Origin of the sequence: Moritella sp. 5 (assembly GCF_018219455.1) — a bacterium.
Taxonomy (GTDB): domain Bacteria; phylum Pseudomonadota; class Gammaproteobacteria; order Enterobacterales; family Moritellaceae; genus Moritella.
Map to the genome: position 1 here is coordinate 3,477,373 of NZ_CP056122.1, position 11,819 is coordinate 3,489,191.

Genomic DNA, 11,819 nt, shown 5'->3' on the forward strand with positions numbered 1-11,819 from the left:
GGGCAAGCCGAACGAAGGAATCTTCGGCGTTATGAAGTCTTGATTTAGAATAACTAAATCCTCGACTCCATGCCTTGAATATCCTCTCCTTTCGGTTTGCTGATTGCGCATCTTGAAGTAGCTTGGGTATATACTTCTCTATATAATAGAAAGACTTTGTTAATAAGGATATTAACCAGTGAAATTGAATTGTGATATGGGTGAAAGTTTCGGCCTTTGGCAACTAGGTATAGATGAAGCGGTGATGCCACATATTGATATGGCTAACATCGCTTGCGGTTTCCATGCTTCCGATCCCCTCATCATGCAGCAAACAGTGGAACTGGCTAAACACTATAATGTAGCCGTCGGCGCTCATCCTAGTTATCCTGACCTGGTTGGTTTTGGCCGTCGTCATATGCGCTGTACTTCTGATGAAATCCAAGCCTTTATATTGTATCAAGTTGGCGCCCTCGCCGCTTTCTGCAAGCAACAACATACCCCCTTAACTTATGTTAAACCTCACGGTGCACTTTATAACGACATGATGCAAGATGAAGCCATCCTAATTGCTATTTTAAAAGGAGTGGCTGCTTTTAATCCCGATTTACCCCTGATGCTAATGGCACAAGCAGACAACAGTCGCAGCGAAGCCCTTGCTGCACAATTTAATGTACCACTACTGTTTGAAGCATTTGCAGATCGTTGTTATACCGATGACGGATTACTACAGCCTAGAAATCTACCTGGGGCAGTATTTACCGAACACAGCCAAATTATTAACCAAGCAATACAGCTCGTGCAACACGGTCATGTGACAAGTAATAACGGCAATCTAATTAAGTTAAAAGTTGATACGCTTTGTGTCCATGGCGATAACGCCCAATCCATCGAAGCCATCGCACAGATAAAGTTAGCACTTACAGAAAACAAGGAGTGATGTATGCAATATCAACTCGATATAATCGGTTATGATGCAATTCTGATTCGCTTTACCGATGCAGATAATACTCAACTATTACCTGTGATCTACACCCTAAATCAACAACTAAAAAGTGCCCCAGATTTAAGCACAGTGATTATTGATATTATCCCTTCATATCAAACATTACTTGTCAGCTTTAATATACTCAATATGGAACAGCATCAGCTGGCAGATAAACTTCACGCTTATGTTAAGCGACTATTAAATACAGCATCACCAAAATCTAATCATACCTCTCCCAGTACCGTTAATTTAATCACGATTCCTGTTTGTTACCACGAAAGTCTTGCGCCGGATCTTGAATCCTTATCACAATACTCAGCACTGAGTATCAATGACATCATTCAGATCCATTCTTCTACTATATATAGCTGCTATGCAATTGGTTTTATGCCTAACTTTGCCTATTTGGGTGATGTTGATAAACGAATACAAATACCAAGGCATGCCAAACCAAAAGGCCAAGTCACAGCGGGTAGTCTAGGTATTGCAGATAACCAAACTGCTATTTATCCTAAATCGAGTCCTGGTGGTTGGCAAATTATAGGTCAGAGCCCTGCAGCACTGAATACATTATCTGTTGGCTGCCAAGTCAAATTTAATGCGATCTCACTGGATGAATTTAATCGTTACGACCAAAAGGCTGACGCATAATGAATATTACTCCTGCATTCGACGTTATCAAACCTGGCGTTCATACTTTAATTCAAGATCTTGGGCGTTTTGGATATCAACATTTAGGTATCACGCCCGGTGGTCCAGCCGATCTTCATGCTTATCTATGGGCAAATAAGATACTCGGTAATGATAGCAATATGGCCATCCTTGAAATACATTATGGATTAATGACATTACGTGTATTAACGGATACAAAAATTGCGATTTGTGGTGCCGAGTTTGGGGTAAATATTAATGACAAACCCGCTTTTAATTGGCAAACACATAACGTTAAAACGGGTGACATTATTCAGTATGGTGGAGCAAAAACGGGGAAATGTGGCTATCTGGCCATTGTCGGTGGTCTGCAAACAGAGATGAGTCACCATAGTCGAAGTACCGTCATACGTGATGAACTAAGTGAAATAACGAGTTCATCACTATATGAAGGACAGCGCTTACCTGTAACAGCCCAAACCCCAGCACAGAAAACAGCACAATCACAAGAACAACGCGCAGTTCCTCGACATTATATTCCAAATTACTCTGCGCCATTAACCCTCGGGTTATTACCTTGTTATCAATGGCCGCTACTCACTTCAAAACAACAACAGCAACTACTCACCAATAAATATCAAATAAGTCCGCAAGCCAATCGTATGGGCTATCAACTAATAGGTAACATGATTGCCGATTTGCCAGCAACATTGACGTCAGAAGGCATCGCATTAGGCAGTGTACAACTCCCTGCTGATGGACAGCCAATTGTTCTACTTCAAGATAGGCAAACGATAGGTGGATACCCGAAAGCAGGTATTATTTCGGCTTTAGATTGCAGTCAGTTATCGCAACGCCAACAGGGGGATGAAATATCTTTCAAACTCGAAAACCCTCTTATTTCACGCTATAAAATGCAAGCTTTCAAACATTTTTTCGACTTTTAATTATGGATAAAACCATTTTAATAATGAAAACGTCTATAAAGTGAACATAAAACAGACAATCTATTCAGTGATGAACTTCACGTATTTAACCATAAGTAAAAATAATTGCGTTATGTTATGAAGATTTAACAAAATATAATATCAGTCAAAAAATGTACTTTTCAAATTTACAAATGCGTATTTTTATAAAAATAAACCCATCTTAAAGCCCAGTGTGTACTAGAATTTAGCTTAAATTCGCACAAAACAAGTGGATGTTTACTTTTTGTTAACTCCGTGTCACAAAGTATGGTCCAAACAGATAATGATGGGTTATTTTGCTGTATCATAAGTATTGCATTATTTATTTTTGCTGATTAAATACACCCACTTGAATTTACGGATTTAATTTCATGGCGATGAAATGCCCTGAAGTAAACAAGCGACTAATGACTAATAAAAAGGAACACAACATGTCTATTACAAAAACAATTGCAAAATCACTTGCTGTAGCAAGTTTAACACTGGCAGCTGCTGCGCCAAGTATCGCAACAGCAAAAACAAGTGACTTTATTACAATCGGTACTGGTGGTGTTACAGGTGTTTACTACCCTGCCGGTGGTGCAATTTGTAAATTTGTAAACCGCAACCGTAAAGAGCACAACATTCGTTGCTCAGTAGAAAGTACTGGTGGTTCAGCTTATAACATCAACACGATGCGTGCTGGTGAACTTGATTTCGGTGTAGCGCAGTCTGACCAACAATATTATGCTTACAAAGGCTTAAACCAATACAAAAATCAAGGTGCTTACACTGACCTACGCTCAGTATTCTCACTACACGCTGAAGCACTAACAATTGTAGCTCGTAAAGATTCAGGCATTAAAAACTTTAAAGACCTTAAAGGTAAGCGTGTAAACGTGGGTAACCCTGGTTCAGGTCAACGCAGCACAATGGACGTTGTAATGAAAGCTTACAACTGGGATAACAGCGCGTTCTCACTAACATCAGAACTAAAAGCGAACGAACAATCTCAAGCACTTTGTGATAACAAAATCGACGCGTTTGTATTCTTCGCTGGTTTCCCTAACGGTTCAATTAAAGAAGCAACAACAACGTGTGACGCTGTGATTGTAACTGTTAACGATGCAACAGTAGAAAAACTCGTTGCTGATAACCCTTACTACAGCCAAGTTGTGATCCCTGGTGGCACTTACACTGGTACACCAAAAGACACTGTAACATTTGGTGCGCGTGCAACAATCGTTACACCAAAATCAATGTCTGACGAGATCGTATATGAAGTAACGAAAGCTGTATTCGAAAACTTCAATACATTTAAGCGTCTACATCCATCATTTGCATCGCTAACAAAAGAAGATATGGCGAATGCAGCACTTAGTGCACCGATTCACCCTGGTGCATTAAAATACTACAAAGAAGTTGGCCTAAAATAAGTCGACTTTTCATTAAAAAAATTAAGGGGACATTGTCCCCTTAATTTTTCAAGAAAATTACATTACCTATATATCATTATTTAATTTTTACTACTCTTACTCAAGTTACTGACTATTCTTACACTACGGATTAGTGAAGCAATAAGCAGTACATCCTTTCTGAAATTAAGAGTTCAGTAATTATTAATTACTCTACTAACGAATAACCGAGCCACTTCTTGTGATAAAAATATCGCAGAATGATGGAGGACAAATGTCTAAAACAGAAAATCAAACCACTAGCATGGATGCTGAACTGCAGGAAATGCTTGCACAATCAGATACTGGTGCGCGCGATCCCAAAGGTATTGCTAAAAAAATATTGTTAATTGTGCCATTTATTTGGGCGCTATTTCAATTATGGTATGCCTCTCCTCTGCCGTTCGTTTTAAATTTTGGTATTATTAACGATACTGAAGCTCGTTCTATTCATTTAGCTTTTGCTATATTTCTAGCATTTACTGCTTACCCTGCAATGAAATCGTCACCGCGTGACCATGTGCCGTTGACCGATTGGATTTTTGCATTCGCTGGCGCTTTCAGTGCTGGTTATTTATTCCTATTTTATAATGAATTAGCCGATCGTGCTGGAGCACCCATTACCTTTGATACTGCAGTTGCAGTAACAGGTATGTTATTACTGCTTGAAGCTACACGTCGTTCATTAGGTCCACCACTGATGATCGTGGCAATAGTATTTTTGACTTATACCTTTGCCGGTCCTTACATGCCAGACATTATTGCCCACAAAGGGGCAAGTTTAACGAAAACAATGTCTCATCAGTGGCTAACAACCGAAGGTGTATTTGGTGTTGCGGTTGGTGTATCAACATCATTTGTATTCTTATTTGTGCTATTCGGTTCACTATTAGATAAAGCGGGTGCCGGTAACTACTTTATTAAAGTTGCATTCTCGCTGCTTGGTCATATGCGTGGCGGTCCAGCAAAAGCAGCCGTGGTTGCATCTGGTTTAAGTGGCTTAGTGTCTGGTTCGTCCATTGCGAACGTGGTGACAACAGGTACATTCACGATCCCGCTAATGAAACGCGTTGGCTTCCCTGCAACCAAAGCTGGTGCAGTAGAAGTAGCAGCATCAACAAATGGTCAGCTAACGCCACCAATTATGGGTGCAGCTGCATTCTTGATGGTTGAGTACGTTGGTATTCCTTATATTGAAGTAATTAAGGCTGCTATTTTACCCGCGCTTATTTCTTACGTTGCATTAATCTACATCGTCCATTTAGAAGCATGTAAAGCGGGGATGGTAGGTTTACCACGTCGTCACAAGCCGACATTAGCACAAAGTTTATTCTCGTTTATGTCTGTCGTGGTACTAATTCTAGTCCTTAGCTTTGCTGTTTATTATGGTATAGGTTGGACTAAAGATGTATTTGGTGCAGGCGCAACTTGGATTGTAGGTATCGCTACTGTTGCGATTTATGTCGCGCTAATTAAATACTCAACAAAATTCCCTGAGCTAAGCATTGATGATCCAGACAGTGAGCTACTCGAGTTACCAGAACCAGGACCAACAGCAAAAGCAGGTTTATACTTCCTACTACCAATTGTTGTATTAGTTTGGTGTTTAACCGTTGAACGTTTCTCTCCAGGCCTATCGGCATTTTGGGCAACGATATTTATGATCTTCATTGTGATCACACAGCGTCCATTACAGGCTTACTTTAAACAAAGCCAACCAATATCAGATGCAGTTAAAACAGGTTTTGTTGAACTGTTTGATGGCATGGTAACAGGTTCTCGTAACATGATCGGTATCGGTGTAGCGACAGCTGCAGCAGGTATTGTTGTTGGTACAGTAACGCTAACCGGTATTGGTCTAGTGATGACTGAGTTTGTTGAGTTCATCTCAGGTGGTAACATCATGCTGATGCTGGGCTTTACTGCACTCATTAGTTTAATCTTAGGTATGGGTTTACCGACAACAGCAAACTACATCGTTGTTTCAACATTGATGGCACCTGTTATTGTTGAACTAGGTGCTCAAAATGGCTTGATCGTACCGTTAATCGCAGTGCATTTATTTGTGTTCTACTTTGGTATTCTGGCCGATGATACTCCGCCAGTAGGCCTCGCGGCTTTCGCAGCTGCAGCCATTGCAAAAGCAGATCCGATTAAAACCGGTATCCAAGGTTTCATGTACGATATCCGTACCGCGATCTTACCTTTCATGTTTATCTTTAATACCCAGTTATTATTGATTGGTGTGGACTCTGTGCCTCACTTACTACTGACAATTTTCTCGGCCACGACGGCGATGTTGGTATTCTCTGCGGCAACCCAAGGTTACTGGTTAACAAAGTCGAAATGGTATGAAACAATCGGGTTATTATTAATCACGTTTACACTGTTCCGCCCAGGCTTCTGGTGGGATATGGTATATCCACCGATTGAAGAAGTAAGTCCACAGCACATTGAGCAAGTGCTTGCTGATTTACCAAACGGTGGTGATATACGCTTACGTGTTGAAGGTGAAACCTTGGATGGCGCATTCCAAACTAAGATTGTACAGCTACCTTTTGCTGAAGATGCTATCACTGGTGCAGAACGCCTATTGAGTACAGGTTTAGAATTACGCTTTGAAGACGAAAAAACGATTGTTGATATGGTCGGTTTTGGTTCTCCAGCCGAGAAATCAGGTATTGATTTTGACTGGAATATTCTAGCAGTGGAACGTCCGTTAGAGCGCCCAGCGAAAGAGTTCCTGTTTATCCCAGCATTACTGCTACTTGCAGGTATTGCTGTTGGTCAACGTCGCCGTATTGCTAACAACAAATAAGCATTATCGGCCTCGAAACATATATATGCAGTGTACTTAAGTACACTGCATATATACCCAAATCACTTTAAATAAGTAATTTATTATGTATAAAATAATCTTACTACCCGTTGACCTTAACGAAGAAGGTTTTAGTCACGTTGCTGCCAAGCACGCCTGCACACTCGCAAAAATTTCTGGCGCAACAATACATTTATTGAATGTATTACCGACATCTCAACTGCCGATGGTCTCAGCCCATTTCCCTGCGTCTGTTTTACAAGAAATCCGTAAATCCGCACATACCGAATTACAAGCGTTCGCAAAAAAGCATATTGAGAGTGGTATTCCAACACAAATACATATGATGGAAGGCAAGCCTTCCAAAGAGATTATCAAGGCAGCAAATAAATACGAGGCTGATTTAATCGTGATGCCAAGCCACAAACGCGCTAAATTAGAGCTTGCCGTTATTGGTTCAGTAGCAGCAAGAGTTGTGAGTTCAGCATCAATGAGTGTAATGGTTGTTAAACCACAGTAAGCATGTATTTGAACAGTGTTATACACTGTTCAAATATCAAAAATCGATATGTTTAGCTGTCATTATTTTTGATATAATTCCTTCTAATTCTTTAACTTCCCCTCTTTTTTCGTTATTATTGCGTAATAAATCTTTGCTATTTCACTGAAGATGAAAAAGGATATTCATGTCAGTCTCCGTACTAATCTGTGATGATTCAAACCTAGCACGTAAACAAATGGCCAGAACACTGCCTCCTTATTGGGATGTGGATGTGAGTTTTTCATCTAACGGTGCCGAAGGTATTGATGCAATCAAGGCTGGTAAAGGTAGCATCGTATTTCTCGATCTTAATATGCCAGTGATGGATGGTTATCAAGTTTTAGAAGCCATTCAAAAAGAGCAACTTAATGCGCTTGTGATTGTAGTATCGGGTGATATTCAAGCCGAAGCACACCAACGCGTAATGGCATTAGGTGCACTTGCTTTTATCAAAAAACCGGTAACAAGTCAGCAAATAGAAACAATCCTTATTAATTATGGTATTGTCGAAAAAGATGAATTATCTCAAGCAGAAGCACGATTAATTGCCCAACAATCAGCTGAAAAAAGACAGCAAGATTTAATACAATCAATTCCGGACACCTTACCTACATTAAGTAATGAGCTAGAGTTACCCGCTGAATTCCGTGATGCACTGCAAGAAGTCGCCAATGTAGCAATGGGCCAAGCAGCCGATTTGTTAGCGCGTTTACTTGATGTATTTGTGCTATTACCCGTGCCGAATGTAAATGTCTTTGAAGCCAGTGAATTAACCATGGCATTATCAGCCGCATCCGAACAAGCATCTATTTCAACGGTGTGCCAAGGCTTCATTTGTTCAGGTATTTCTGGTGAAGCACTACTGCTATTCCATGATTCAAGCTTCGATGACATGGCTAAACTAATGGGTATTGAGCACAAAAATTCAAACTTCCAAGAGAAAGAAATTCTCATGGATACAGCAAATATCCTTATCGGTGCATTTTTGCAAGGGTTTAGCCAACAACTGAATGTTAGCTTTAGTCAGGGCCACCCTTCTGTTCTGGGTCAGCACAGCACAGTACAAGAGATGATTAACGCCAATAACTTCCGTAAACAAAAGACGGTCGCTATTGAAATTAATTATCAAATTGAGCACCATAATGTGCAATGTGATCTGTTATTACTCTTTACTGAAAAGTCACTACCGAGTTTACTTAATAGTCTTTCTTACCTCATCGATTAATTTATTGTGTTTTGATGATTTATCAAACTACAGACCAATCAAATAACAAGACAGTTACAAGGAATTGTTAACATGGATAATCAACATTCATTGCATGAGTTTCATTGGATCATGGATATGGTACAAACCATTGATGCTGGTCTTGTAGTACTAGATAAAGACTTTAAAGTTCAACTTTGGAATGGCTTTATGAGTAATCACAGCGGGTTGAGTTCAAGGGCTGTACAAGACTCAAACCTATTCTCGCATTTTCCCGAGTTACCTGAATCATGGTTACGGAGTAAAATTGAATCCGTATTTTTATTAAAAAACAACGCATTCACCAGTTGGGAACAACGCCCTTATATTTTCCGTTTTAATAACTATCGCCCAGTGACTGGTATTTCTGAATTTATGTTTCAGAATATGACAATCATACCGCTAGCATCCCTCACAGGTGAAGTGACACACGTAAGCTTGATTATTTATGATGTAACCGATATTGCGATTAACCGTTTACAACTCGACAAAGCAAATGAAAAGCTGGCACACCTAAGTCAAACTGATGCCCTAACCCTGTTAAATAATCGTCATCATTGGAACAGCCTGATTGATCACGAATTTAAGCGTGTTAAACGCTACGAACAAGTATCAACATTAATGATGTTAGACATTGATCATTTTAAAAATGTGAATGATACCTATGGCCATGTTGCTGGTGATAAGGTTATTGCAGCCGTGTCTAAAGTGATGCGAGATAATGTCAGAGAAACTGATTTTGCTGCGCGATATGGCGGTGAAGAATTTGCAATTTGTTTGACTAACACATCCGCAATAAATGCTGTGATATTAGCAGATCGTCTTCGTAAAGCGATTGAGGAAATTTCCATCATAGATGATGGTAACACGATTAAAGTAACCATTTCGATTGGTATGGCTGAATTTACCGCTACTACAGACGCTGTTGATACATGGACGAAGAATGCCGACAGCGCATTGTATCAAAGTAAAGAAAATGGACGAAACCAGTACTCTATATTTAAACTTTAAGCTAAAAACGAAAAAGGTACAGCGCAATGCTATACCTTTTTATATTTATCATTCTTACATTTCAGCTAAGGCAATTTATTCTGCCGAAACTTGCTCTTCCTGAGCCTTTCCTGCTTGCTGATTACTCTCTTCCTTCTGAATAACGTCTGCTTCTAAAGCCATTTTTTCACGTTCGGCTTTAGAAATATAACGAGGTTTATTAGAATGAGGAGCCAATTTAGCATTCGCTTTTTTAGCTTTTTTCTTTAATGTCGAAACAACTTTTTTCTTTCTATTCATGATTTAATCTTATTACTTGTCTTCAGCTCGATATTTTACTTGCATACCTGCAAGGAAGTTACGTAATACTTGATCTTTACATTCACGGAAGTGTTTGTGATCAGGTTTACGGAAAAATGCACTTAGTTCGTGTTTACCTAAACGGAATTCAGCAAGTTCTAATAATTCAAGAACATCTTCATTCTTAAGATCTAAAGCAATTTTTAACTTACGTAAAATAATGTTGTTATTGATCGCGTGTTCAGGCTCAGGTTGTGGGCCGTCTTTTTTACCGCGTTTAGCATTAATTAAACCATTCAAAAAAGTCGCCATCTGTGTATCATTACAACGCACATATGCAGGATCGTCATCTTTTTTTAACCAATCACTGATTTCGCCACGTGTAACATCAGCTTCAGCTTGTTTAAACAAAGCAATCATTTTGTCGTCACTGAAATTAAAAGTGTAGCGAATACGGCGTAAAATATCGTTATTGGTCATTAATTAGTCCTAATAAGGCTAGCGTGATGTCGTTATGACTCACAATTTTAGTTATGGCGCACAGTATAGCAGATAACCGAGGATTGATAACATGCAAGTTTATCCTCGGGACCAATAACATTATATCTCGACATCAATCACATTATTCTATACCGACTGCGTTACAACTAACCTTTTTAAGGATCCAGTAACCACTGTCTAATTTTTCTATAAACATCCGGATGATATAACAAATCCATGTGATTCATATCGCGTCCAATCCACTGATGGTGTTCAGGAAACGTAAGATGAAGTAAATCATCATTATGTCGACCTAACGCACTATCAACATTAACTAAACCATCACCAATTAAACCATCACCAACAACAGTTGACTCTTTGCTTTTTACAGCGGCAAGCGTATAGCAATGTACACCATTAGGTAGGGCTAAGGAGCCTCTATTATCCATTGTATAGCTAAAGCGATCTTTACCTTGCCAATCTTCATCAATAATCGAACCATAACGTAAGTCAGTGATCCCTGCGCTACGGATTTTCCCTAACTTAGCAAATGGCTTGCTGTACGGGTTTGAGCCAAGTAATACATCAATCAAATTACCGCCCTTTTCAAGCGCAGCACCATGATGCGGTGTACCTAAGAACACCATTTTATTCACTTGTTCTAACCAAGTATGTTTTGCTTTTTCGCCATAGTAAAAAGCACTGCGAGACACTAAGCCCCCCATACTATGAGCAAGAATAGATAATGATAAAGGTTGCGAAGATATACCAACTAAATATTCCAATAGCGAGGATAAATCACGACCATTTTCCGAGATATGTCGACCTGTATTATAATGTAAATAAATAGGCTCGTAGCCAAGATCTCGGGCTAATTCAACACCATGATCATGCTCATCAACTTGCCACTGTAAATCGTTCATGCACAGCCCATGTACCATCAACAATATCTTGCCGTTAGATTTCTCAATCAGATTGCGTAAGGCCACATCAGATAATGGTTTACCGTCACGCCTAAATTGCATAATCACAGCCAAAGGATTTTCACGTTCGAGTAAATAATCCCCCAATACACCATTAAGCATAGAAATCGCAACTTCACGGTTTAGCGACGATTCATGCTGTCCAAGTGCCGAGCCTAATTGAGATAAAGAAAAATCTATTTTGTCACCGACGAATGCGGTTACCGTTCGAATGTTACGATATACAAATCCAGTAACACCCCGCGTTCTTGGCTGTGTATCTTGCTTATTAAGGCCCAAACTTAAAATTGTGTAATGGAGCGCTTCCACGATATCAGTTAAACCTGTTACTGCATCAACCGCAAGCTGATTAATACCGCGCATATCATTTGCGCGATCCGAGGGCGACGCTTTGATTTCTAACTTTTTTGTTTTTATGCGTGTGTTAAACATACAGTACCTTTTC

11 protein-coding genes are annotated in these 11,819 nt (G+C 39.6%); 8 read left to right on the top strand and 3 right to left on the bottom strand.

Annotated features, from left to right (window positions below; translation table 11 throughout):
- Positions 1-178: 178 nt before the first annotated feature.
- The 8 genes from HWV01_RS15425 (at position 179) to HWV01_RS15460 (ending at position 9,632) form a co-directional block, all read left to right on the top strand.
- Positions 179-919, top strand: a complete 741-nt coding sequence (locus tag HWV01_RS15425; protein WP_211672386.1) for a 5-oxoprolinase subunit PxpA — start codon at positions 179-181, stop codon at positions 917-919.
- Positions 920-922: 3 nt separating this feature from the next.
- Entirely contained in the window at positions 923-1,618 is a 696-nt protein-coding gene (locus HWV01_RS15430) for an allophanate hydrolase subunit 1 (RefSeq protein ID WP_211672387.1), read from the top strand.
- Complete coding sequence (locus tag HWV01_RS15435; RefSeq protein WP_211672388.1) at positions 1,618-2,565, top strand: biotin-dependent carboxyltransferase family protein; 948 nt, start codon at positions 1,618-1,620, stop codon at positions 2,563-2,565. Before HWV01_RS15430 ends, HWV01_RS15435 begins: the two co-directional genes overlap by 1 nt.
- A gap of 452 nt (positions 2,566-3,017) precedes the next feature.
- The gene (locus HWV01_RS15440) at positions 3,018-4,001 is read left to right on the top strand and encodes a TAXI family TRAP transporter solute-binding subunit (RefSeq protein WP_211672389.1); all 984 of its coding nucleotides are present in this window, start codon (positions 3,018-3,020) and stop codon (positions 3,999-4,001) included.
- A gap of 253 nt (positions 4,002-4,254) precedes the next feature.
- Positions 4,255-6,837, top strand: a complete 2,583-nt coding sequence (locus HWV01_RS15445; RefSeq protein WP_211672390.1) for a TRAP transporter permease — start codon at positions 4,255-4,257, stop codon at positions 6,835-6,837.
- Between the two features lie 85 nt (positions 6,838-6,922).
- Complete coding sequence (locus HWV01_RS15450; RefSeq protein ID WP_211672391.1) at positions 6,923-7,357, top strand: universal stress protein; 435 nt, start codon at positions 6,923-6,925, stop codon at positions 7,355-7,357.
- 166 nt (positions 7,358-7,523) lie between these two features.
- On the top strand, positions 7,524-8,603 hold the full coding sequence (locus HWV01_RS15455) for a response regulator (protein WP_211672392.1): 1,080 nt from the start codon (positions 7,524-7,526) through the stop codon (positions 8,601-8,603).
- Between the two features lie 72 nt (positions 8,604-8,675).
- Positions 8,676-9,632 carry a GGDEF domain-containing protein gene (locus HWV01_RS15460; RefSeq protein ID WP_211672393.1) on the top strand — a complete coding sequence of 319 codons (957 nt, stop codon included), beginning with the start codon at positions 8,676-8,678 and terminating at the stop codon, positions 9,630-9,632.
- A gap of 75 nt (positions 9,633-9,707) precedes the next feature.
- Here HWV01_RS15460 and HWV01_RS15465 read toward each other — a convergent pair whose 3' ends face one another.
- From HWV01_RS15465 to HWV01_RS15475, 3 genes are all read right to left on the bottom strand, one after another.
- Positions 9,708-9,911 carry a DUF2986 domain-containing protein gene (locus HWV01_RS15465; protein ID WP_211672394.1) on the bottom strand — a complete coding sequence of 68 codons (204 nt, stop codon included), beginning with the start codon at positions 9,909-9,911 and terminating at the stop codon, positions 9,708-9,710.
- Positions 9,912-9,923: 12 nt separating this feature from the next.
- Positions 9,924-10,391 carry a DUF1456 family protein gene (locus HWV01_RS15470; protein WP_211672395.1) on the bottom strand — a complete coding sequence of 156 codons (468 nt, stop codon included), beginning with the start codon at positions 10,389-10,391 and terminating at the stop codon, positions 9,924-9,926.
- Positions 10,392-10,567: 176 nt separating this feature from the next.
- Positions 10,568-11,806 (bottom strand): hypothetical protein, encoded by a 1,239-nt coding sequence (locus HWV01_RS15475; protein WP_211672396.1) that lies wholly within the window; start codon positions 11,804-11,806, stop codon positions 10,568-10,570.
- Positions 11,807-11,819 lie beyond the last annotated feature (13 nt).